16 protein-coding genes are annotated in these 23,706 nt (G+C 47.5%); 9 read left to right on the forward strand and 7 right to left on the reverse strand.

Annotation, left to right across the window (positions count from 1 at the left end):
* On the forward strand, window positions 1-355 hold a 355-nt coding region (locus tag NDI44_RS02970; protein ID WP_190412297.1), incomplete at its 5' end, for an IS630 family transposase.
* Here the strand turns inward: NDI44_RS02970 and NDI44_RS02975 are convergent.
* Window positions 352-3,114, reverse strand: a complete 2,763-nt coding sequence (locus NDI44_RS02975; protein ID WP_190412298.1) for a protein kinase — start codon at window positions 3,112-3,114, stop codon at window positions 352-354. The genes NDI44_RS02970 and NDI44_RS02975 overlap by 4 nt on opposite strands.
* A 262-nt stretch (window positions 3,115-3,376) precedes the next feature.
* Window positions 3,377-5,512, reverse strand: coding sequence for an NACHT domain-containing protein (locus NDI44_RS02980; RefSeq protein ID WP_190412299.1), 2,136 nt, complete (start codon window positions 5,510-5,512; stop codon window positions 3,377-3,379).
* Window positions 5,513-5,736: 224 nt separating this feature from the next.
* On the opposite strand from NDI44_RS02980, the gene smc reads away from it, so the two are divergent.
* Complete coding sequence (smc, locus tag NDI44_RS02985; RefSeq protein WP_190412300.1) at window positions 5,737-9,450, forward strand: chromosome segregation protein SMC; 3,714 nt, start codon at window positions 5,737-5,739, stop codon at window positions 9,448-9,450.
* A 52-nt stretch (window positions 9,451-9,502) separates the two neighbouring features.
* On the forward strand, window positions 9,503-10,492 hold the full coding sequence (locus NDI44_RS02990) for a PRC-barrel domain-containing protein (protein WP_190412301.1): 990 nt from the start codon (window positions 9,503-9,505) through the stop codon (window positions 10,490-10,492).
* A 242-nt stretch (window positions 10,493-10,734) separates the two neighbouring features.
* Here the strand turns inward: NDI44_RS02990 and NDI44_RS02995 are convergent, their stop codons facing one another.
* The gene (locus NDI44_RS02995; protein ID WP_199304820.1) at window positions 10,735-11,421 is read right to left on the reverse strand and encodes a hypothetical protein; all 687 of its coding nucleotides are present in this window, start codon (window positions 11,419-11,421) and stop codon (window positions 10,735-10,737) included.
* The gene (locus NDI44_RS03000) at window positions 11,396-12,670 is read right to left on the reverse strand and encodes a sulfite exporter TauE/SafE family protein (protein ID WP_190412302.1); all 1,275 of its coding nucleotides are present in this window, start codon (window positions 12,668-12,670) and stop codon (window positions 11,396-11,398) included. The genes NDI44_RS02995 and NDI44_RS03000 overlap by 26 nt, the downstream gene beginning before the upstream one ends.
* Window positions 12,671-12,801: 131 nt before the next feature.
* Between NDI44_RS03000 and NDI44_RS03005 the strand changes: the two genes are divergently transcribed.
* From NDI44_RS03005 to NDI44_RS03025, 5 genes are all read left to right on the forward strand, one after another.
* Window positions 12,802-13,869 (forward strand): M28 family peptidase, encoded by a 1,068-nt coding sequence (locus NDI44_RS03005; RefSeq protein WP_190412303.1) that lies wholly within the window; start codon window positions 12,802-12,804, stop codon window positions 13,867-13,869.
* Window positions 13,870-14,005: 136 nt separating this feature from the next.
* Window positions 14,006-14,689, forward strand: coding sequence for a response regulator transcription factor (locus NDI44_RS03010; protein WP_190412304.1), 684 nt, complete (start codon window positions 14,006-14,008; stop codon window positions 14,687-14,689).
* A 465-nt stretch (window positions 14,690-15,154) separates the two neighbouring features.
* Window positions 15,155-15,517, forward strand: a complete 363-nt coding sequence (locus tag NDI44_RS03015; RefSeq protein WP_199302601.1) for a winged helix-turn-helix domain-containing protein — start codon at window positions 15,155-15,157, stop codon at window positions 15,515-15,517.
* Between the two features lie 391 nt (window positions 15,518-15,908).
* The gene (locus NDI44_RS03020; RefSeq protein ID WP_190412306.1) at window positions 15,909-16,226 is read left to right on the forward strand and encodes a hypothetical protein; all 318 of its coding nucleotides are present in this window, start codon (window positions 15,909-15,911) and stop codon (window positions 16,224-16,226) included.
* Window positions 16,227-16,341: 115 nt separating this feature from the next.
* Window positions 16,342-16,617 carry a DUF1830 domain-containing protein gene (locus NDI44_RS03025; RefSeq protein ID WP_190412307.1) on the forward strand — a complete coding sequence of 92 codons (276 nt, stop codon included), beginning with the start codon at window positions 16,342-16,344 and terminating at the stop codon, window positions 16,615-16,617.
* Window positions 16,618-16,650: 33 nt separating this feature from the next.
* Here NDI44_RS03025 and murD read toward each other — a convergent pair whose 3' ends face one another.
* The 3 genes from murD to NDI44_RS03040 all read right to left on the reverse strand — a co-directional run bounded on the left by murD (window position 16,651) and on the right by NDI44_RS03040 (window position 22,064).
* On the reverse strand, window positions 16,651-18,024 hold the full coding sequence (gene murD / locus NDI44_RS03030; protein WP_190412308.1) for a UDP-N-acetylmuramoyl-L-alanine--D-glutamate ligase: 1,374 nt from the start codon (window positions 18,022-18,024) through the stop codon (window positions 16,651-16,653).
* 227 nt (window positions 18,025-18,251) lie between these two features.
* Window positions 18,252-20,402 (reverse strand): glycine--tRNA ligase subunit beta, encoded by a 2,151-nt coding sequence (gene glyS, locus NDI44_RS03035; RefSeq protein ID WP_190412309.1) that lies wholly within the window; start codon window positions 20,400-20,402, stop codon window positions 18,252-18,254.
* Window positions 20,403-20,726: 324 nt separating this feature from the next.
* Complete coding sequence (locus NDI44_RS03040; protein WP_190412310.1) at window positions 20,727-22,064, reverse strand: P-loop NTPase fold protein; 1,338 nt, start codon at window positions 22,062-22,064, stop codon at window positions 20,727-20,729.
* 686 nt (window positions 22,065-22,750) lie between these two features.
* Here NDI44_RS03040 and NDI44_RS03045 point away from each other — a divergent pair.
* Window positions 22,751-23,620, forward strand: coding sequence for an FtsQ-type POTRA domain-containing protein (locus NDI44_RS03045; protein WP_190412311.1), 870 nt, complete (start codon window positions 22,751-22,753; stop codon window positions 23,618-23,620).
* Window positions 23,621-23,706 lie beyond the last annotated feature (86 nt).

The following is a 23,706-nucleotide window of genomic DNA, read 5'->3' on the forward strand; positions in this document are numbered from 1 at the left end:
AGGGCGGGTCAACATGATTTCTGCTTTATGTAATCGAAAACTACTTGCTCCGTTTACTGTCGAAGGGGCTTGCAATCGGCTGGTGTTTGAGAGTTGGTTAGAGCATTGCTTAATCCCGGTACTCGAACCTGGACAAGTGGTGATTATGGACAATGCTACCTTTCACAAGGGCGGGCGGATTGAGCAGTTGATTCGAGCGGCTGGTGCTCAACTTTGGTATTTACCACCTTACTCCCCCGACCTCAACAAAATTGAGAACTGCTGGTCTTGGCTCAACAGCCGCATCCGCAAACAACTCGACCAGTTTAATTGTTTGCGAGATGCAATCGAGCATGTCTTATGCTTGTCGTCCTAATTACCTTGGCGATTGCTATATTTAAGAGTGTTAGATTTATGAGCAAAATGCTCTAACAACAATCGGTGAACAAAAATATAACCGCCGCCCACTTTTTGTAACAAAATGCGCTCAGTTGCCCAGTCTAGAAAACGCGCATAGTTCCAAGGTATGTAACCGTTGCAATAAAGAATAACTCGTAAAGCAAAGTGTTTCACGCAAGCTTCACCCGCTGCAAACATTCCGAAAAATAACCCAATAATTAGTCCCCAAAATAGGGGAATCCCTATCACTCCAGCAATGATTCCTAACCCCAAGATTCCTACAATTGCAAAGAATGTTGCATTTCTTGCTGACTGCCAAATTCCTTGATTCGGAACTGTACTGGTTGCGATTCCTGGCCCCATCAACCCACGCATCAATATAAAAATTAGCCACGCACCCAGACCACCCCTTAGCCCAGAAATTAAAGTATCAGTTAACCCTGATTGGAGATTAAACACTAATCCAGAAACTAGCCCACTACTTAGTCCCAAGATTACCCCAGCAATCAGCCCAACAACTAGCCCAGATTTTAGGTTATCTTTTGCTTTTGCACTTGACCATTTCAGGGTTTCAACTGGGTTGATTTGATTACTAATCACTCCAAAAATTAACCCTGCACCCAGAAAACCACATAGTCCACTAATGAGTCCAACAATTAGTCCAACTTGCAGTCCCGCCGCGTGCCCAGAAATTATACCAGCCCCCAATGCTGCACTCAGTCCAATCAGCAAACCCAGCGTAACAGCATATATTCTTCTTTGCCTGTTTGTTGGCAACCAACTAGGCTGAATCCGTTCAATTAAAAATACCGTTTGTGACTTTTCAACTAACCTTTGTGCCAGCCAACTTAGCCAATGTATTGCTTGTTCTTTTGAATACTGAGTATTCCCACTTCTGCGCTCAAACATTCTTTGAATATATTTATCAAATAAATGTTGGCGGCGTTCTTCTAAATTTAGACCGGGTAAGTCAGTAATTGACATTCCTTGGTAAGCGAGGGTCATAATACTGAGTATTAGCGGGGATTTGGCTAATTCTTGCAGTGTCGTATCTGCTTGCAGTGCGGTGTTGAGTGCTGCTAGTTCTGTTCCCGTGCTTTTTAGATATTGGTAAATTTGTTCTAAAGTGAGCGGTTGGATAAAAACTGCGCCTTGAAATCGGAGGCGGTTTGATAACAATTCATAATCTTTGATGCGGCTACAAACAATAATTTCAGTTTGCCCGTATTCCTGGCTAAATTGATTAATTGCTTCAACACAATACTCCCGCCGTTCGGCACTGACTTCATCTAAGCCATCTAGTAACAGTAGTAGTTGTTGCTCCTTAATCCAATTCTTCCCAATTTCTTTAGAAACTTGATATTTAGTATTGAGTTCCCGAATCAGCCAGTCAGCAATTTTTTCTTTGGCATTTGTCCAGGCAGAAAGATTAAATACTACGGAAATTGGCTGATTGACATCTTTTTCGGCAAGATTAATCAGATCGCGGGCGAGTTCTAGAAGGGTTGTTGTTTTTCCTGCCCCCGGTTCGCCTAATATTAATAAAGTTCGCCCTTCTCCCATTTGATTGAAAAGGTCGATGACTCTAGTATTTTTAGATAAAGTTTGTCTGGGTTGGTCGGCAGTTTCCCAGACAATCCCCCAAGGTCGATCGATTGCATCCAAGCGTTTTTCTAAGCCGACTTCTATTAGCGCTTTGCCATGTAAGGAAGTTTCAAGAACGCCTTTTATCCAGTAATTTTTGACCTTATTGATCAATATCTGGCGATGGCGATACTCCTGACGGCTGTGGGGAATCCTAGGTTCTGACTTCTCTTGTCTAACAGATGGAAGGGGTGAGGTTGGTATCTCTGCAAAGTTAATCGTATTTACATCAGATATGGAAAGCTTTTGGGCGTGCGGCAAGGCTTGGTCGTGAGGTTGCAAAGCTGATAGCATGGTTTTGGCATCTGGATAGCGATCGCTCGAATGGCATCGCACTGCCTTATCCAAAACCTCTACTAAATTCGGGCTGAATCCTAGGGCGTCTGCATCCCACATCATCTCGCCCGTCTGAGGATTGATATGGAAGTCTTGAGGACGTTTACCTGTCAGCAGATAAATCGCAGTCAATCCTAGACTATAAATATCGCTTGCGTAGACAGGTTTACCCGCTGCTTGTTCTGGGGGCATATAACCCAGCGTCCCGACAGCAATTGATTGACTGATATCGCCTTGGGCGTCTACCGTCCTATCAATGATTTCCTTGGCGATGCCAAAATCGATTAAAACAGGCTTGTCATCCTGTTGTCGCAGAATAATATTGCTCGGTTTGATATCTCGGTGGATAATCCCTTTGGTGTGGATATAATCCAAAACTGGCAAGAGACTTGCTAGCATTTCCTTGACTAATTTTTCGCTGAGAAGTCCCTGCTGTTGCAATTTTTGACTCAGGGTAAAACCTTCAATCCATTCCTGAACTAAGTAAAACTGCTCTTTTTCTTCAAAATAAGCGTGCAACCGAGGAATTTGTTCGTTCCCTTCACCCAGTTGCTCTAAGATAGCTGCTTCTCGCTGAAATCGCTCTTGAACGAGTTGATAAACTTGGGGGTTATTGGCTACAGGTTTCAGTTGCTTGATGACACAAATACGACGGGAAGGCATATAGGTGTCTTCCGCCAAAAAGGTTTCGCCAAACCCACCTGTTCCCAACGCCCGAATGATGCGATAGCGGTTATTTAAGAGCGTCGGTGTCATCTCAGTTTACGCTGTTACTGGTTGCTGGTGATTCTATACAAGCATCATAGCTGGGAGCGATCGCGCTCAGTTGAAGAGGATATGAAGATGTGTAGGACGCAGTTTGAGGCGAAGCTGCGCTCTCACTTCGTGCAACTACTGTTACTCTGAGCTATATAGTAATCCTCAATAATTCGTGAAGGCAAGATACCCGACTTCTTCAAGAAGTCGGGTATCTGAACCGCTGGCATCTCACCACTCAAATGGGGTTGCTAATATACAGTTACATTTTGGCGAAGTGTTCTCTTAGCAAGTCGTGAATGAAGCGATAGCGTCCGCCGACTTGTTTAATCAACCTACGCTCATTTGCATAGCTGAGGAAACGCGCATAGTTCCAAGGAATCGCCCCACTCTTCCACAAGATTAGCCGCAACACAAAGTGTTGAATGACAGGTAAACCATCAAAGATAACTCCAAACATTAGTGCCAAACTAAACCCAGGAATTAGTATACTGAGAAGCTCCACAGTTTGTCCTCTAACTACCAATGGCACTGTATAAAAAAGTAGCACACTGAAAGGCAAGATAACTAAACTATTGAATCCAGTAATTTTTGCTGACTCTAAAATATCTTGGTTGGGCTTGTTTCTAGTTTTTATTTTATTATCAATAGTTACTTGATAAATAACCCCTAAAAATAACCCAGAAAATAACGCAATAATTAGCAAAAGCATCAGTTTGTTTAACCAAAACATCAGCCCGAGCGCCAGCCAGCTTAATATCCCGATCATTATATGTTTACGAGTTGTTGTCCCTGTCCAAGATATATTAAGTCTATTAGCCAATGCTATTGGATTAGAAGTAAGTCCACTATGTATTTCCACAATCAACCCAATAATCATCAGCCCAATAATCAGCGCCTTAGTCAGCCCAGTAATCAGCCCAATAAGCAGCCCGATAAATAGTCCATGTAGCAACCCGATAATTGACGAAATAATTAGTTTGTATACCAATTTTTCTAGCTTGTTGCTAAAAAATATAGGGTATATTTTTTCAATGTAAAATTCTGTTTTGTTCTGTTTTTTCAAGTTTTTTGATAGCCAAATTAACCAGCGTTTACTATCTTTTGGATCATATCCTTGATAGTCGTGAGGCTTTTCTAAGCGGAGTCTAATGTAAGCCTCAAACAAATCTTTACGGCATTTTTCTTGGTATACTTCGAGTTCAGCCGGAGAATTGAAGCGTTCAGCTTTGCTTTCTAAACCATTTGGATAAGCTACTGGAATAAGATGTAAAAACAGCGGCATCTTTGCCAACTCCAGTAAACCATTTGGGTCATTCTGCATACCATGCCAGAGATGTCCGCAGTTTAAGCGTTGCAGATAGCATTGGATCTGCTTTTCTTCCAGCGGTTTCAGACAAACTGCTCCCCGTAGCGTTAAGATTTCCTCACCTGCTTTGTACTCTTCTTCACGACAGCAGACAACAATCTGAGATAAACCAGAAGTTGTTTGCAGAAATTCATTAATTCTGTCAATACACTTTCCCTGACGAGTTTTCAATTCATCCAAACCATCCAACAGGGGCAATAATTTACCTGTTTCTAACCACTCACGAGTAATTGCATCTGGGATATTATTGCGAAACTTTAAATCAGCTACCAGCCAGTCAGCGATCGCTTGCTTATCATCTTTCCAGCTAGAAAGTTCAAATATTACCGGGATTGGCTTTTCCGGCTGTTGTTGGGCAGCTAAAATCAAGTCTTGCGCTAGTTCCAGCAGCATTGTGGTTTTGCCAGATCCGGGCGCACCTAAAATTAGCAATCTGCCTGCAATATCATCTCGCTCAAAGACATCTATAATTTTTTTGCCAGGTTCAGACTCAGCGGTTGCTCGTATAAATTTCGGTAGCCTCTCCCACCAACCAGGAGACGGTTTAGCATTCACCGTTACTTCTGGAGGTCGTCCCACCTCTTCCCGTTGGTCTTCCATCAGTAGCGAAATCAACAGATCGTCATGCAGAGAGTCTTTCCTCCGCACTGTTACATCAGTTCGCATGATTTCCAGCAATTCCTGCCGCCGTCGCTGTGAAATTGCCTCTGGTGTGCTGGAAGTTTCAGCGTTATTTCCTTGCCTACTTCTGAGCAAATACAGCGTCGTTGGCACCGCAAAAACGTAGCCAAAGCCCAAAGTCCAGCAAACCTTCTGAATCCAGGTAGCGTTTTGCTCTGCCTGTGCCGTAGTAATGAACCCGCCGCCAACGAGTGCTAGAACGCCGCACAACACTCCTAACCCAAAAATAAAGCACTTGCCGGGTAAGGAATTCTGTTTATCAAATGCGCTAGACAGCAGCCCCCCAATAACGGCTAGTAATCCCAGCAGCAATAAAAGCAGTAGCCGAAGCAAGTCAGGAGTTGTCATATTTAGAGATAACCAGGATTAGATGCCAAGCGATCGCAAGCTCAATCTGGGCATAATCGCACTATACTCACACAAATAAATTCGTCGCTATTCTATCCCTCTCCTCCTCTGCGTCCTCTGCGGTTCGATCATCTTTCATCGACGGATATCCCCGTGCTAACCTGTTGAGAATCATTACGCTGATACACTTGTACCTACCCGAACAGCCTAATTGACCAGCACCTATGGTCTATGTCAAGCGAGTGGAACTCAGTAACTTCAAATCCTTCGGTGGCACCACCTCAATTCCGTTGCTGCCGGGGTTTACCGTGGTTTCTGGCCCTAATGGTTCGGGGAAGTCGAATATTCTTGATGCGTTGCTGTTTTGCCTCGGACTCGCCAGTTCTAAGGGAATGCGGGCGGAACGCTTGCCGGATTTGGTGAATCACAACCAAACCCATCGCGGCACGGTGGAGACTAGCGTGACGGTGACGTTTGATTTGTCTGATGTACCGGATGCTTTCGCAGATGAGGAGGAGGAGACGCACAATGGGCAAGGAGAAAATCCTGACGATCCCACCCTGGAAAAAGTGAGTGACGATCCCCCCCTACCACCCCTTAAAAAGGGGGGGAGAAATGATAACTCAGACTGGAGTGTGACGCGGAAACTGCGAGTCACTCAGCAAGGCACGTACACCTCGAATTACTACATCAACGGCGCATCCTGCAACCTCACGGAACTCCACGAACAAATGAACCGCCTGCGGATTTATCCAGAAGGCTACAACGTCGTGTTGCAAGGGGATGTCACCGGGATTATTTCGATGAACCCGCGAGAACGGCGGGAAATTATTGATGAATTAGCTGGAGTGGCGACCTTTGACCGGAAAATTGTGCAGGCGAAGAACACGCTAGATTCCGTTAAAGAGCGGGAAGATAGCTGTCGCATCGTTGAGGCGGAACTGGTTGCCCAACGCGATCGCTTATCTCAAGATCGCATCAAAGCTGAAAAATACCAAAAACTTCGCGCCGAACTTCAGCAGAAAGAACAGTGGGAAGTCGTTCTAAAATGGCGCAGTCTTCAACAACAAGAGCAACGCCTCAAAGAGCAAATCGCAGCAGGCGATCGCACTTGTGTTGAGTTAACCACCCAACTAACTGCCCTCAATGGTCAAATCCAGCAAGCAACCGCAGAACTCGACCAACTCAACGCGCAAGTGAAAGCGCTGGGGGAAGAAGAACTTCTGGCTTTGCAATCGGTTCTCGCGACTCAGGAAGCGGAACGGCGTGCGGCTCAACGTCAGCAGCGCGAGTTAGAAACAGCACTTGGGACGACAACAGCGAATATAGAACACGAGGAGCGAAGTCTTCAACAACACCAGCAAAAGCTGCAACAGTTCGCTCAAGAACAACAAGTTATCGAAACCAACGATATCGCGTCTCTACGTGCCGCACGGGATGAAGCGCAGCAAGTTTTAGAGCAAAGACGGGAAGCCGCCAGTGCGATCGCTGCCGCCTCGGAAGCTTGGGTGCAGCAACAAACCGCCCTAAATCGCCAAATCGAAACTTTACTGCAAACGGTCGAACCGCAACGAACCGAGCAAGCGCAACTGAGAGAGCGTTATGCCAACTTGGGGCGGCAAATCGAGGAGCAAAACCAGCTTTTAAAAACAATTGAGCCAGAAATAACCACAAAACAGTCTCGATTAGCTGATTTTGAAATACAACTCAATGATTATGCCCAAGAAATCCAATCTTTAGCCCAATCTCTGGCAGCCGCCGAACACGAGTTGCAAATCCAGCAAGAAACTCAGAAGCGACTGCTACAAGAGCAACGGGACAAACAGCGCCAACTCGATAAACTCGAAGCGCAAGCCCAAGCCGAGCAAGAAGCGCAAGGCACCTTCGCCACAAAAGTGATTTTGCAATCAGGATTACCCGGTGTCTGCGGCTTAGTCGCCCAGCTAGGGCGCGTGGAACCCCGCTATCAGCTGGCACTGGAAACCGCCGCCGGTGGGCGTCTGGGAAATCTCGTAGTAGAAGATGACGGCGTGGCAGCAGCGGGAATCGAACTGCTGAAACAAAAACGGGCAGGGCGAATCACCTTCTTACCCCTGAATAAAATTCAGCCGCCGCGATTTTCTCAAACGGTGGCGCTGAGTTATGCGAATGGATTTATTGACTATGCGGTGAATTTGATTGATTGTGAGGCGCGGTATCGGGATATCTTCGCCTACGTCTTCGGCAGCACCGTTGTCTTTAATAACCTCAATGATGCGCGTCGTCACTTGGGGCAGCACCGGATCGTCACCGTCGATGGGGAACTGTTGGAAAGCAGCGGGGCGATGACGGGTGGCAGTAGCAATCAACGTTCCGGGCTGCATTTTGGGACGGCTGACGCGGCAGAATCAGCGGAAGCATCGGCGTTGAGAAATCGCTTGCAAGAAATTGAGCGAATTTTAGATCGCTGTGGTGAGATTATCAGTTCTTTGACCGCAAAAACCAAGCATCTGAGCCAAGAATTGACGGAGGCGAAGGCGAAGCGGCGGGAACAAGAACTGCAATGCCAACAGTTGCAAAAGGAAATTAAGAACTTAATTGCACAAACAGAACAAGCGCGATCGCTTCTTTCTAAAAATACCCAAGAATTCCACACGGCTGAGTCTCGCTTAGCCTCTCTCGATGCCGAATTACCGGCGCAGGAAGCGCAACTGCAACAATTGCGGCAAGCTTTAGCAGAATTAGAACAATCTCAAACTTCAAGCGAATGGCAACAAATTCAGGCGACGATTAAAACTGCCGAACAACAACTACAAGAACGAGAAAAAGCGCTTCGGGCTGCTGAGCAAAGATTAAAAGATTTGGAAAATCAGCAACAGCGATCGCAAGAAAAAATCCAAGAATGTCAGCAGCGCTTGCAAGAATATCGCACGCAACAGATAGAGCAACAAAATCAGCTAACAGCACTCAACACTAAAGCCGAAGAACTTAGCACTCAAATTGCCCAAACCCAAGCCGGATTAAAACAGCAAGAGGAGAAATTAGGGGAAATTAAACAACAACGCGATCGCGCCGAACAAGAATTGCGATCGCGTCATCTTTCCCAACAGCAGATGGAATGGCAACAGCAAAAACTTCAAGAAACCCAACAACAGCACCGAGAAGCCTTAGCCACCGTGCAACCGCAGCTAGAAGCACAACAGGCAGAATTACCCGATCCGCTGCCAGAAGTGCCCATGCTTGTCAATCCGGGTTCTACTGAGACGGAAGCGATCGCCTTTGACTCCTTAATCGCTCAACTCGAACAATTGCAAAAAGAAATGCGAGCGATCGCCAAACGCCTGCAAGCAATGGAACCCGTCAATATGCTGGCGTTAGAAGAATACGAACGTACCACCACCCGATTAGAAGAACTCACTCAGAAATTAGCAACATTAGAAGCAGAACGCACCGAATTGTTATTGCGAATTGAAAATTTCACCACCCTCCGACGCCGCGCCTTCCAAGAAGCCTTCGATGCAGTCAATCAAAACTTTCAGTCAATATTTGCCGAACTTTCCGATGGCGATGGCTACTTACAACTCGACGATTCTGAAGATCCTTTCGTTGGAGGTTTAAACCTCGTTGCACACCCCAAAGGCAAACCCGTACAGCGGCTTGCTTCCATGTCCGGCGGCGAAAAATCCCTCACCGCCCTGAGTTTCATCTTTGCCCTGCAACGCTACCGTCCCTCGCCATTCTATGCTTTTGATGAAGTCGATATGTTTTTGGATGGGGCAAACGTAGAGCGATTAGCTAGAATGATTAAACAACAAGCGATGCAGGCGCAGTTTATTGTTGTGAGTCTCCGACGCCCTATGATTGAGTCATCTGAACGCACGATCGGCGTCACTCAGGCGCGAGGAGCTTACACCCAAGTTTTGGGACTAAAATTGCAGTCTCAAAAAGAGTCTGTATGATTTGAATTAGTATTAGTAACTAATAGGATTCGAGATCGGGATTCGGCCTCCAATGACATCTGAACAAATCCGTCAACGCTCCGACATTTTAAATACCCAAGTCATCACCCGCGACACTGGTAAGCGCGTGGGTGTTGTCAAGGAGCTATTGGTAGACATCGATCAGCGCAAGGTTGTGGCGCTCGGTTTGCGAGACAATCTGCTCTCGATTGCGGGAATGCCCCGGTATATGCTCCTTGATAGCATCCGTCAGATGGGCGATGTGATCTTGGTTGAAGATGACGACGTTATTGAAGATATCGACGTTGATGCCTACAGCACCCTGATCAACAGCGAAGTGATTACGGAAACGGGCGAACTTCTAGGGAGAGTCCGGAGTTTCAAGTTCGATCCTGACAGTGGCAAAGTTTACTCCTTGATCGTTGCATCTTTGGGGTTGCCGCAAATTCCCGACCAGGTGATTAGCACCTATGAGCTGCCGATTGAGGAAATTGTCAGCAGTGGCCCGAATCGATTAATTGTATTTGAAGGCTCCGAAGAGCGTCTCGTTCAGCTAACGGTGGGCGTTTTAGAGCGTCTGGGAATTGGCAAAGCGCCTTGGGAACGGGAAGACGAGGAAGCTTACTTCCAGCCGACGGTTGCATCGGACAAGCAACTGGGAACTGGCATCCCCATTCGCACCCCGACCGTCACGCCACTCCGCACTTCCACCCCAGTCGTTGACAACCGCTGGGATGAGGACGAGTGGGAAGAACCAGAACCAGAGCCAGTTCGGAAGCGTCAAGCCGAATCCATTTATTACGAAGAAGACGACGAAGAAGATAACTGGAGCGAGGCAACAACCGAAACGCGGGGCGTTCGTTATGAAGATCGAGCCTACGTGGAATCTGAGCCATACGACGATGAAGAGGACTACGAAGAAGACGCATACGAGGAGAAAGATGTTTGGGAAGATGCTGAGGAACCAGAGCCTTACAAAGCACCCCGCCTAAACATTCCTGAAAAAACCAAAGCGCCGGAGTACGAAGACGGCACCTACTAAGGTGAACCCCACTCCAGATCCTTCCTGTGAACGTTGAACCCCACCCCTGCCCCTCCCCGTGAACGGGGAGGGGTTCAATATTCTCCCCTCTCCGTTCACGGAGAGGGGTTGGGGGTGAGGTTCCGAGTGTATGCACTAACAGAGACAATCTCAGTCCCACCCACTGCTTCTAAAGCAAGTTAGAAGCAGCGGGTGGGATTTTCATTCAAGAAAATTGCACGGCGCAATGTCTCCCAGCATCTTTACTTTCTTCGCCGCCAGACAAGCCAAGCGATTCCCAGTCCGAAAATGACGAATAAAGCGATCGCGCTAGCGGATGCGAAGTTGTTCGCACTAGCGGAAGCTAAGGTATCTCCAGGAACTTGCTCCTGAGTAGACGGCTGGCTAGATTGACTGACTTTTGGCACCGCCGTCCCTGCTGCCACGGTAACGGGAAATTTCAGCTCAAACGCTTGAAAATTTGCTCCCGATGCGGGTGTGCCACTGAGTTGCAGCTGATAAGTCCCCGGCTTGGGGAAGACAATCTCGGCACCCGGAATGCCTTGATACCCTTCTGCGGAAATGGCTTTCAGCGCGGGCGACAAGACGGGGGGGGCGTTTGGGGTGCGGGGTTCAGAGTAGACAGTTAACTGACAATTACACTGCTGCAAGGGGATGACTTGACCGCCCTTGCGCGTGAGTGCAAACCAGGTAAGAGAAGCTTCTCCAGCTTTGGGGTTGTCATTGGGTTCGATGTGCAGGGTACCGCCGACATCTTCTGCAATTTGCACCTTATGGGCAGTCGCGGGTGTAACCAGTAGTGTCAGGAAGAACACCGTTTCACCCATTGTCTGCAACAAATATCCGCGATTATCCCAACCCCTCTGATGAAGAGACGGTTGGTCAATTTGTAAGGTGATACTTTTACCGAGACTGGGAAGGAGGGACATATAATTTTTCAAGTGAAAAAAGTGACCAAATCCAGCGAACTCGCACCAGTAATACACCCAACGCCACCATTCCCAGTAGCCCTACCCGCAGCTGATTCGCCCAAGTCCCCCCTAAAGTACCGAGGTAATGGGAACCGATTAGCACCGCATGAATTACACACAGGAGAAACGCTGGAATGCTCAGCAGATGAATCTGTCGCCAGCGTTTGCCTAAAGATTTCTGTATCTGGTCAAAACTAGTTAGTGCTGCTGGAGTCATCAACGCCAAAGCGATCGCTCCCGCACCCATCCCCCATTGATGCACTGGCAACATAAAAAACACTGCGTTGAAATTCCTGTTCAGCGTATGCTCTACCATGTGAAAAGTGTGGGCAAGGGACAGCACATAAGCTCCCACTCCCAAGGCACGGCGGTAATGTAAGAATTGCGACCAGAAGCGGCTAACCGGACGGGCAATCAGCGCCAGCATCAAACAAAGTAACGCCGCGTGTCCCGTGTAATCTACCATTGTGTCGCCGGTTCGCATCAGGGTGAGGATACCAATCGTCAGCGTCACCCAACCGCCCAGCCGAAACAACTGGCTGCGTTTGTCAGCACTTAATTTAGATGCCGACACTCCGACACCCAGCATCATGGGCAGCGTTCCCAGCCCAAAAGCGAGCATGGTTGCTGCCCCCATCCAGAGACTGCCCGTTTCCGCTGCTTTGAGTTGAGCTGCATACAAGAATCCGCAGGGAATTAAGCCCCAAACCAGGCCCAATAAAGCCGGTGTTAAGGAGGGGCGATTTTGGCGATCGCTTGCAAATACCCCTCCGGGCGGCTGGCTCGATTTCAGTGACAGCTTGACCATTGCGGCGTTCAGACGATTGTGCCAGATGCCTTGCTTGAGGGGATGTAAAATCGGGAGCCGAGGCAGGAAATCTGGTTTAATCTGTGCCAAGCCAAACCAGATCAGCATCAGTCCGGTCAAAATAGCGATCGCGCGACGCAAGTCACTCCCAATCCCAGCGAATTGCCCTCCGGCAATTAACAGAGAACCCAGTGCCCCAAGTCCAATACCCGTGAGGGTATAACTGACAATCCGCCCCAAATTTAATAGCCCGTGAAAATACAGTTGCTGCTGCCAGCGGGGAGCGGTATTTTGCTGATGGGAAAGGGAAAACGCTACCGTGAGAGGGCCACACATTCCTACACAGTGACCAAAACTCCCCAAAAATCCCAAAGCCATGACTAGCAACAAATCCAACATTATGTTTGTTTCTTAGGAACCTCTCCAGGGGCTTGTTCGGTCGAAAGCTGGAATAGACCCAACTCCCTCAGTCGTTATTCTAGGTCTGGAAGGGGGGCGGCGATAAACAAACGGTAATTTTAGGTAGAAACATGAGGAAATGGATAGTCTCGGTGTTAGCACTGGTCGCGATCGCAGTCGCTGTCAGCAGCCATGAATTTTTCCAGCAGCGTCCGCAACCAGTTATTGAAAGCCGAGTCGAAAGCACTCCAGCACCTCCAGTCCAGCATTTCGACATAGCAGTGGCGTCTGAGAAGCCCGTCAATGCCCCGAATGTAGACCCAAAGCGGCTGATGGCGCACGTCAACGCATTAAACTTTCAGCGCTACACCCAGACAGAACGCGATCGCACCCGCAAATATCTCACCCAATCCCTCAAAAAATCGGGCTGGTCGCCCAAAATACAACCTTTCGAGGGCGGCGTCAACGTTGTTGCGACTCGCAAAGGCACCGATAAGAAAGCCGGAACCGTCCTCATCGCAGCCCATTACGACACTGTTTCCGGTTCTCCCGGTGCCGATGACAATGCCAGCGGCGTTGCCGTAATTCTGGAAATGGCTCATCTTTTCGGTTCCCGCCCCACTCCCCAGACATTACAATTAGCATTCTTTGACCAAGAAGAATTGGGACTCCGGGGCAGTCTTGCCTTTGCCGCAAAGCAGACAAATTTAGATAACCTGCGCGGCGTCATCGTCATGGATATGGTGGGCTATGCTTGCTACACCCCAGGCTGCCAGAAATTTCCCCCTGGTTTGCCCATCACTCCACCCAGCGATAAAGGCGACTTTCTAGCGGTCGTTGGGGACACCGAACACTTGCCACTGCTAGACGCTTTTAAAAAGTCCGCTCAACCCGGTTTACCCCTGGTTCTCACCGTACCCGTGCCTTTAAAAGGTCTCATGACCCCCGATGTGTTGCGTAGCGATCATGCGCCGTTCTGGTATCGGGGAGTGGGTGCAGTGCTGTTGACCGATACAGCGAATCTGCGGACTCCCCACTATCATCAGCCCAGTGATACGCCGACCAATTTAGATCGACCCTTCTTCCAAGGAGCCGCCCAGCTCGTTGCGAACGCGATCGCTCGGCTTTTGGAGAGCGATCGCCTGGAATCGGAGCCATCCACCTCCTCACCATCTGCTGGCAGCAATTTCGGGCAATAACGGCTGGCATTGCCCAAAAATAGTTGACGTTTTTTATATCCTATGCTAAAGAGCAATGCTTTAATCAGCTTCTCGGTGATACTCTAGGGAAACACCCAACTTTTCCCTAGTTTTTCACTTTTTCAGTGAAGCTCCTATGAGAATTCTGCTAGTGGAAGATGAGCAATACCTTGCTAAAACCCTGAACCAAGCGCTCGTTGACCAAAATTATGTAGTTGATTTTTCCCCTGATGGTCAAGCCGGATGGGAGCAATCGCAAACCTTTCCCTACGACTTGATTATCTTGAATTTGTGCTTGCCGAACTTGAACGGTATCGACTTTTGCCGACAATTGCGGTGCATGGGCGATCGCACTCCTATCCTCATCGTGGCTACTCAGGATAGCGCCGCTCAGAAGGTAATGCTGTTAGATGCAGGTGCAGATGATTATGTTGTTTACCCTTTTGACAAGCAAGAGTTACTTGCTCGCATCCGTGCTTTACTGCGTCGGGGTAGTTTGACAGTACCACCCATCCTTAACTGGGAAGGCTTGTGCTGTAACACGATTACCTGTGAAGTCACCTATGGCGGTCATCCTCTGGAATTGACGGCAAAAGAGTATCGCTTAATCGAGCTGTTCGTGCGAAATGGTCGCCGGGTGTGGAGTCGGAGTGCGATTCTCGACCGCCTTTGGCCCACTGAAGAAATCCCGCAAGAAGAAACAATCAAGACCCACATCAAGCGTTTACGGCAGAAATTGCAAGCGATTGGTGCCCCGAGTGATTTGATTGAAACTGTTTATGGTTTGGGCTATCGCTTGAAACAAGAGTCTCAGGTTTAAGTAGCGTTCAGTGAAACGAGGGCGATCGCTTCATCGGAAGGGAAGTCCCCCAAACTATCGATTGAATCTTACCCTGACCTCAGATTTTCACTTTTTGGCACTAACGTCATAGTTGGCACTAATGTCATAGATCGTAGATAAGTTAAAAAAATCGAAGTTCGTTACAGCCATACAGCCATAAATCTTCTAGCTGTAATGCAACTTTTACTCTGCTAGTGTCGTTTTTGTTTACACCTAAAACAAATGAATTTCACACATAGTAGCGATACAGATAACTCTCTTAATCAATCAGAAGCCAGTGAAAGACAACAACAAGCGAGGATAAGGAGCCAAAAAAACTTGATTACATGTCAAAATAACCATGAAAAGCGACAAAAAGCACTAACTGAGCAACAAAAGCTCCTAATCACTCAGCGAAATAGCCTAAGAAAACTAAGAAAAGAGCGAGAAAAACTGATAAGGCTATTGGCTTCTGCCAAAACGGTAATGGACTCAGAGGGTTCGGCTTTGCAGTCGGTGTTGAAGTGGGGAGACTTACACTTCAATCCAGCTACCCATGAAGCTACCTATGCCGGTCAACCTCTGAATTTAACTGCAAAAGAGTGTTGCTTACTAGAACTGTTCTTGAAAAAGGGTAGCTGCATATTAAAGCGAGATGAGATTCTCCAACGCCTTTGGCAGCCTGAAGAAATGCCTCATGAAGAGACCATCAAGGCTCACATTAAGCATTTACGGCGGAAACTGCAAGCAGTGGGCGCACCCGCTGATTTAATTGAAACCGTTTATGGCGTAGGTTATCGTCTCCAAAACAGCCCGCCCCGACCTTAAGCATGGTTACGCTGACAAAATCTAACTTTCCTTCTTCCCGACTTCTTCACTTTTAGGCGTTAACTTTTAGATAAAGCGTTTGAATAGAAAAGAAAAATGCCTTCTTGCCCTTGCTGTTCCCAGCCCTTAGTCCGCCATGCTGCTTTGGGGAAAGTTTACTGGTTTTGTAGCTATTGTTACCAGGAAATGCCAAATTTAATCACTCTTGTCAAAGCTAAACCAGGGTTTCACATAGACCGTTAGATGGGAAGAAGCTTAAACAACCAACATTGAGCGAACGATCTCAAAAAATCATCTGCGATACTGCTTCTTCATTTATCTAATTGGTTAATATTAAGATATTTTTCACAGCAGTTTATTCAGGGCAACAGATTCTGTTGAACAATACAAAATGAGTCAAAAAGAAGAAATTTATTTACTTGATGAAGCAACTCTGAATGCTCTTACAGTCTATTGGCAGAAAAATTGTATAAAAGAAGAAGACATCGATAAATACGGGTTCTTGGTATCCATGAGAGATGCTTACAAACTTGCTTCAAGATTTACTGAAGGAACCCCCTATCGAGATAGATGGTTTTGGATGCTGCATGAATTTATGCAAGATGAGTATAACAAAATGACTGTTGCTCAGTTTAATCTTGATGGGATAAGCACCCAGTTAAGGCAGGATTTTACCCGACAGCCTTTTCGCATTACCCCTATCCTGTAAAGAAAAGACATTACAAATTACCGATTCCCTGCTTTATAAATTAGCAACCGAATTGGTATGAGTTTTCGGCAAAGCCAGATTCATTCATCATCAGCCTTACAGAAGTAGGATAGTTATGACTCAGATACTTGATTCTCTTCCTCCAAATTCGTCTGATAGAATTCTCTGCTGTTATATCAATTCCACCAGCCAAATTCAGATCGCTCGGATTGCGAATATCCCAAATTGGTACTTTGAGCGGATTGTTTTTCCAAAAGAACGTTTTTTCTTTGAAGCGTTACCGGATGCTCAGCTAGAAATTCATACGGGTATGATATTCGATGCAAGTCTAGCGGATACAATCCCTTGCAATCAGCTATATATTCAAGAATTGACAGCTGAACTCGTTTAATTGCTACAGTTCTAAATGCTACAGTTCTAATTGCTACAATAACTCAAGGCAAAGTTGGCGGAAATGGTCGCCGCGTTGCTCAAAATTTTGGTATTGATCGAAACTGGCACAGGCTGGAGAAAGTAAGACAACTTTAGCGCCATGAGCTTGAGCTAATTCAGCCGCTCTAGAGACAGCCTTCTCCATCGTTTGTACAATTTCGTAACTGGAATAGCCAACGTCTTGTAGTCGCTGGGAAAAAACAGTGGCGGCGTCACCGATGAGTAATACGGCGGTGGCTTTGGTTTGAATCGTCTCTAGCCAACTGGTGTCATCACCCGCTTTGGCTTCACCACCAGCAATTAAAATCGCGGGACTGTTAACGGAAGCTAATCCAACTTGGGCGGCGTCGTAGTTGGTGGCTTTGCTGTCGTTGATAAAGTCAATCCCCGCCAGCGTGCAGATGTGTTCCAGGCGATGGGGAACGCCGGGGAAGTTTGTGATCGCTTCTTGGATCGCCTCTTTCTCAATTCCTGCCAGTCTCGCCGTCGCTACCGCCATCAGGAGATTTTGCAGATTGTGTTCTCCCACCATCCGCAACGCCGATGCTTGCACGATTTTTTCACCTTGTTTTTCAGCTTGTGGAGATTCCATTTGCGTCTCTACAACCCACCCGTCTTCGATGTAGAAACCTTTCTCCCCAATCAAATCGGCTTTATTCACACTTGTCCAGTAAGCATTGGGAAAGCGATCGCGTGCAGTTTTCCGCAGTTCGGGATCGTCTCCGTTCAATACTTGCTGCTGAGACTGACTCAGTAGATGTGCCTTAATGTTGTAGTAGTTTTCTAGGGTTTTATGACGGCTGAGGTGATCCGGCGTAAAGGTTGTCCAAACCCCGATTTTCGGAGCAACTGTAGCAGAGGACTCGATTTGATAGCTGCTGAGTTCTGCAATTACCCAATCTGGAGGCTTTTCCGCCAGCGCTAATTCCCCAGCAGCATAGCCGATATTGCCGCAGGCGGGAGCATGGAAACCAGCCGCTTGAAAAATCGCAGCAACTAAAGCTGTCGTGGTAGTTTTGCCGTTAGTGCCAGTAATGCCTACCCAAGGACAAGATTGGAGATATCGCCACGCGAGTTCTATTTCTCCAATTGTCTCGATACCTAGCTTCCTCGCTTCTATTAATATCGGTGCATCCCAAGGAACGCCGGGACTGACGACAATCATCTGGGGCAAATCGGAACCGTTAAGTTCCAAGGAATAGCCCAACTTCACGTCAATGCCCTCGTTGGCAAGCTGTTGTTGCTCTTGGCGAAGATTTTCGGACGAATTGCGATCGCTAATCGTCACCGCCCAACCTTCCCGTTTTAACAACCGTGCAGCGGCAATTCCCGATTTTCCTAGACCGATAATATGAGCGATGGGCATAAACTCAATGGCAGTGCAAAGTCCCTGGTTTAGCAATCCTGTATCATACCGCGATAACGGTATTTAAAAACTCATATCCCACCAATCGCCTCCTTCCTGATTCTTCCTTCGCTCTTTATAGCGAAGAGAGCACATGGCTCCGCTAGTGCGCCTTCGCGGTTTTTTTCTTTTTAATTTCTGCTTGCTCAGCAAGAAAATTCCCAAAATCAAACCTTCCTAACCGCCGACTAACTCTTTACAATCGCCCCAAAATCAGCCAACACACGGGCATGATTCCGAAGCAAACCCAGGATATTCAACCGATTGCGCTTGATATTGGGATCGGCATCCATTACCAAAACACTTTCAGCACCATCAAAGAAAGTGCTAACAGTCGGGGCAATCTGCGCCAAACCATCCACTAATAGCTGGTAATTTCGCTGTTCTTGAGATGCTTGAGTTTGCGGAACTATCTGCACTAAAGCATCATAAAAAGCTTGCTCTGATGCTTTCTGGAATAGTTCTGGACTCACCACCGTCTCTGGTTGTAACTGAGCTTTATCTAAATCGCCTTGGGCTGCTAAACGAGTCGAACGGTTGACAGTTTCGTAGATTTCATTCAGCTTGCCATTATTGCGAATTGTCTGGAGGAATAAAGCGCGATCGCGTACATCCAATAAATCTTTTAACGCTCGTTCTGTGTACTCCGGATCGTTTTCTCCCAGAACTGCATTCACCAAGTCATAATCAGTATTGCGCTCATCTTGTAGAAGATTGCGAATGCGTTGCAAGAAGAATTCCTGCAATTGCCGCACTAATTCCTCCGATTTTGTCTTCGGATATTTAGCCACAAAATCAGCAACAATTTTTTGCAGCAATTGATGCAAATTAATTGGTAAATCTGCTGCCCAAGTGATATTAATCACTGCATTCGCCGCACGACGTAAAGCAAAGGGATCGGAAGAACCTGTAGGTAGCATTCCCAACCCGAAGATACTGACCAAAGTATCCAACCTATCCGCTAAAGCAACAACTTGCCCTGTTATCGTTTGGGGTAAAGAATCCCCTGCACCTCGCGGCAAATAATGCTCAATAATTGCGGTTGCTACAGCCTCCGGTTCGCCACTTGCTAAGGCATATTTCTGTCCCATAATGCCTTGCAATTCCGGGAATTCTCCCACCATTTGGGTCACGAGATCCGCTTTACATAACAAGGTAGCTCGTTCGATATTGTTCCTTTCATCCTCGCCTAATTGCAGTTGCTCGTTAATGTGACCGGCAATTTTAACCAACCGCTCCACTTTTTCCCGAACTGACCCTAAAGATTCCTGAAAGGTTACTTTTTCCAGTTGAGGTAAATAGTTCTCTAAAGATTGGGACAAGTCAGCTTTATAAAAATACTGACCATCCGCTAATCGTGCCCGAATTACTCGTGCATTTCCTTCGGCTATAATGTCCGACTTCGCCGGGTCGCCATTAGAAATTGTGATGAAATAGGGAAGTAATTCTTTAAATTTTTCAGTTTTAAAAACTGGGAAATAACGCTGGTGAGTTACCATCACTGTGGTAATCACTTCAGTCGGAAGGCTCAAAAACTCAGAATCAAATTTTCCGACAACTGCTGTGGGAAACTCTACTAAATGAGTAACTTCTTGCAGCAAATCTGGGTAGATTTCGGTGTAGCCATCCATCTTTTGAGCCGCAGCCTGGACTTGCTCTCGAATTTTGGTTTGACGCGATTCTGGATTCACTTCCACTGAAGCAGAACGTAGAGAATCGACATAATCATCTGCCTGAGAAATCGTCACAGATTCGGGGTGCAAAACCCGATGAGCGCGTGTAATGCGATCGCTTTTAATCGTCTCCGAACCATTGACTAACTCTATAGGCAGTACGGCATCATTTAATAAAGCCACCAACCACTCAATCGGTCGCGGAAACTTGATGTCCCCATCGCCCCAGCGCATCAACCGCTTGCCTTCTAATCCAAAAATCCACTGGGAAACTAACTGGGTGAGAATTTCAGCCGTTGGGCGTCCGGCGATGGTTTGCCGAACAAAGACAAAATCGCCTTTGTCGGTGGGGCGAATTTCTAAAGCGTTGACTTCCACACCGAGCTTCCGCGCAAACCCTTCTGCTGCTTTTGTTGGTTGCCCATCTTTAAACGCTGCCTGCGCGGGTGGCCCTTTGACTTCTTCTTCTCGATCCGGTTGCTGAGTCGGCAACCCTTTTATCAGCACCGCGAGGCGTCTGGGTGTGCCATAAACTTCAATCGCCTCGTGAGCCAAGCTATTTTCGGTAAGACTGGCAGGAATGCGCGATCGCCATTGCGCGATCGCATCATTCACAAAGCTTGCAGGTAATTCTTCTGTACCGACTTCCAATAAAAATGAACTCATAGCGCACTATCTTTAATTCTTCGGGGGCTGAACGTTACCAGCTAGTTTAAACAGTTTACCGCGCTGGGAATCCAGACAGGCTGCATCTAAAACGATGTCGAGTAGAGGCACAGCAATACCGTGCCCCTACTGGTAATCAGGTTGAGGAAGCGATCGCCTCCTCCGTACCTAGATTTAAGTCAATCTCTCCGATCGGGAACGTGGATCAAATCAACTTACACTCATTCACGCATTCACGTTCTGTAGGGGCGTGGCATTGCAATGCCCCTGCCATGCCCCTACGCAAAACAATCGGAGCGCGATCCTGACCCAATCCAAGATACATCAAGCTTCTAAGGGGTGAAGAGCCACTAAAGACTTAAATTTTGGCGTCTCCATCAAAGCCGGATTCAGCCCAAACCAGCGCCCATTCTCATCCCGATATTCAAAGACAAACATACTTCTGAGCAGCGTCTGATATTCTTTATCGCCCTTCACATTTTGCTGCTGCACCACCCGAAACAATAAGTCCCACTCCTCTTCATCAATCGCCAGCGCCAAATCATCACGGTATTCTTTAATCACATTCTCCAAACAAGCACGGGAGAACGGTGGATCTTCTTGCTGAAGACAGCTGTAAAGCAATCCCAGTAAGTTCCGCACATGACCGCCACTGACCCGGCACAACCGATCCAGCGTTTCAGAAGCATCAAAAACCTTGGTCAATAGCTCTAGGTGCTGCTGTTCGTTCGCTTCTGGGAAGGCTCGTACCATCACCATCTTTCGCAGCAACGTCATTCCTGCCTCGCAATCCCGACCATCGCGGTTCCGCACCGGCACCATTGGCAACACTTTGGGAGCCACCCCACCCCCCAAACGATTCTTCAAAGCTTCGTAATCGTTAGAGAAAATTAAGGACAAGGGGATCGTGTAAACGACATGGCAACTCAAGCGGCGTAACTGTGCCCCCCGGTCGATAAACAGGTATTCTGGCAGGGTACCTCCCGAAGGCATTGGTCGAGGATCGACCCGATCCAGGTTATCGATAATCACCACCAAGCCTTTTTGACCGCGTCGCTTCAGTTCTTCGTTTGCCCGTTTCAGGATTTCTTCATTGATCGCTTTTAAAAAGCCTTCAGTGCGGGGTTCTAGGTACTGCCGCAACTGATCCCGCAGCTTAGGGCTATCTTTGGTTTTGGCAGTAATTTTGCCAATCCCCACAGACAATTGGGCTTCAGCGGAGACATCAATCGGAGTCTGCAAGATGTCTTTGATCTCGTTGAAGAGGTTAGAAAAGTAACTCGGTTTGAGTCGAATTTGAATTTCTTCCAGGCTTTCACTGACTTGACGCGCGATCGCCAGCAAAATATCGCTGATATCGATATTCGCCATGTCTAATTCTTGACTGGACTCGAAATAAACCACATGAAATTGCTGCCGTTCTAACTCGGCTTTCAAGCGAAATAGCTCTGTAGACTTCCCACAGCCGATGTGTCCGGTAAATAGTTGACTGGTGGGATCGTCGGGTGAAATCCGGGCAATGGTTCGCCCCACCGCCTCAATAATTTTGCCACCTCGCACCGCTGAGAAATCGATATAGTAGGGACGATCTTCCGCCCTAGAGAAGATGAGCGTCTTCGCAGGGTTACAAGCCTTATAGAATCTCTCCAAATCCAATTTCATGCCGACCTCTTGAGTATGCAGATCAATCCCTGTACTGATTTTTGTACTGCTAGACAGCTTCCGTTAAAGCGACCCTAGTCGGACTGGAGGGGCGCACCCCTCTTGCACTGAGATAGATACATCCTGGTAGAGTTGAGGGGATTTGAGAGGAATGCTTCGCCCTGAATCGTCTAACCACCGGCTACTTTGCGGCTATAACGCGATCGCTCTCAGCTTGGTTCTCAGATGCGCTTCGATTCAGGTCGAATTGCGATGATTGCCTCGCCGAATCGTGCCGAGTGATCCAAAAAGCGATGGAAAAAGCCCAGATTTTGGCGGCGAAGAGCGATCCCCAATTTTAAATTCTTTTTCCGTAGTCTAAACAGAGTTCATAATGACCCGGTCACGTTAATATTTAGACGTTAGAATTTCCCGCTACAGTTCCTGATGAGCCGTACTGAAAAGAGAAAGAGATTCTGTTAACGTCCTGTTAGATGAAATTGCCGAGGGAACCGATCGTGACTTTCTCCCCGGTCAGCGGATTGGCGAGCATAGGGCGATAGCCCCGTCAGGAGGGGATAGTCGGAACTCCCAAGCGCTCTGTTTAAGTTAAAGAAGGACGCGCCTAAACTTACGGCGAACCACCATCAAGCTGTGTTGAGTGCAGTCTACCTCAAGCACCACAAACTCCCGATTGAGAAGTTAGGATGACAAGCATCGCATCAGTATCACAAACCGAATTGAGCCAACGGCGTCAAAAACTACGTCGCCAACGACGGATAAAATCTTTTCAAGCGATGTGGCGAGCGATCTTCGTCGCCGGTTTAGCAGGCAGTTTAGTTTGGGTGACAACTTTACCCGCTTGGGTGATCCGCAAACCCGATCAAATTGCGATTGAGGGCAATAAAACGCTTTCAATCCAAGCGATTCGGTCGCTGCTGCCCCTATCTTACCCTCAGTATTTGCTGCGGCTACAGCCGCAAATCATCGCCGATAAGTTGGAATTACAACCTGCCATCAAGGAAGCTACCGTTACTCGGCAAATGTTGCCGCCAGGACTCACCGTACAAGTTACGGAACGACAGCCAGTCGCGATCGCCCTCCGCACGCGCACGCGCCAGACTCCCGCTTCCAGCCAAACCGCCTCAAATCGCAAAACGCGATCGCAGCCGGTATTGGGATTGTTGGACGAACAAGGTGTCTGGATGCCCTTAGAAAGCTACACCGAACTAGAGCGCACCATTCCCTTGCCGACCTTAAAAATCATTGGCTATCGGGATGAATATCGCCCCTACTGGTCGGCACTTTACCAAGCCGTTAGCCGCAGTCCGGTCAAAGTATTTGAAATTGATTGGCAAAACCCAGCCAATTTAATTCTGAAAACCGAGCAAGGATGGGTACATTGTGGTGCTTACACTTCTCGGTTTGCCTATCAGCTCACCGTTCTCGATCGAATGCGAGATTTGCCAGCACATTTTTCAACCAGCGAAATTGCCTATATTGACCTCAAAAACCCCGATTCCCCAGCAATTCAAATGAAAAAAGGCAACCCTCCCAAAAAAACCAAAACCTTATAAGCTTGGAGGGAACGCGAGTTCTGGCTTTAGACAGAAGGCGTCTTGTGAGCTAAATTCATTCTTCATCCTGCCAAGAGCGCATCTAC

Source organism: Trichocoleus sp. DQ-A3 (genome assembly GCF_039961975.1).
GTDB lineage: Bacteria > Cyanobacteriota > Cyanobacteriia > Cyanobacteriales > FACHB-T130 > FACHB-T130.

Coding starts and splice junctions, on each gene's coding strand:
- NDI44_RS02975 (WP_190412298.1), bottom strand. CDS start 3,114: ATGACACCGACGCTCTTAAATAACCGCTATCGCATCATTCGGGCGTTG.
- NDI44_RS02980 (WP_190412299.1), bottom strand. CDS start 5,512: ATGACAACTCCTGACTTGCTTCGGCTACTGCTTTTATTGCTGCTGGGA.
- smc (WP_190412300.1), top strand. CDS start 5,737: ATGGTCTATGTCAAGCGAGTGGAACTCAGTAACTTCAAATCCTTCGGT.
- NDI44_RS02990 (WP_190412301.1), top strand. CDS start 9,503: ATGACATCTGAACAAATCCGTCAACGCTCCGACATTTTAAATACCCAA.
- NDI44_RS02995 (WP_199304820.1), bottom strand. CDS start 11,421: ATGTCCCTCCTTCCCAGTCTCGGTAAAAGTATCACCTTACAAATTGAC.
- NDI44_RS03000 (WP_190412302.1), bottom strand. CDS start 12,670: ATGTTGGATTTGTTGCTAGTCATGGCTTTGGGATTTTTGGGGAGTTTT.
- NDI44_RS03005 (WP_190412303.1), top strand. CDS start 12,802: ATGAGGAAATGGATAGTCTCGGTGTTAGCACTGGTCGCGATCGCAGTC.
- NDI44_RS03010 (WP_190412304.1), top strand. CDS start 14,006: ATGAGAATTCTGCTAGTGGAAGATGAGCAATACCTTGCTAAAACCCTG.
- NDI44_RS03020 (WP_190412306.1), top strand. CDS start 15,909: ATGAGTCAAAAAGAAGAAATTTATTTACTTGATGAAGCAACTCTGAAT.
- NDI44_RS03025 (WP_190412307.1), top strand. CDS start 16,342: ATGACTCAGATACTTGATTCTCTTCCTCCAAATTCGTCTGATAGAATT.
- murD (WP_190412308.1), bottom strand. CDS start 18,024: ATGCCCATCGCTCATATTATCGGTCTAGGAAAATCGGGAATTGCCGCT.
- glyS (WP_190412309.1), bottom strand. CDS start 20,402: ATGAGTTCATTTTTATTGGAAGTCGGTACAGAAGAATTACCTGCAAGC.
- NDI44_RS03040 (WP_190412310.1), bottom strand. CDS start 22,064: ATGAAATTGGATTTGGAGAGATTCTATAAGGCTTGTAACCCTGCGAAG.
- NDI44_RS03045 (WP_190412311.1), top strand. CDS start 22,751: ATGACAAGCATCGCATCAGTATCACAAACCGAATTGAGCCAACGGCGT.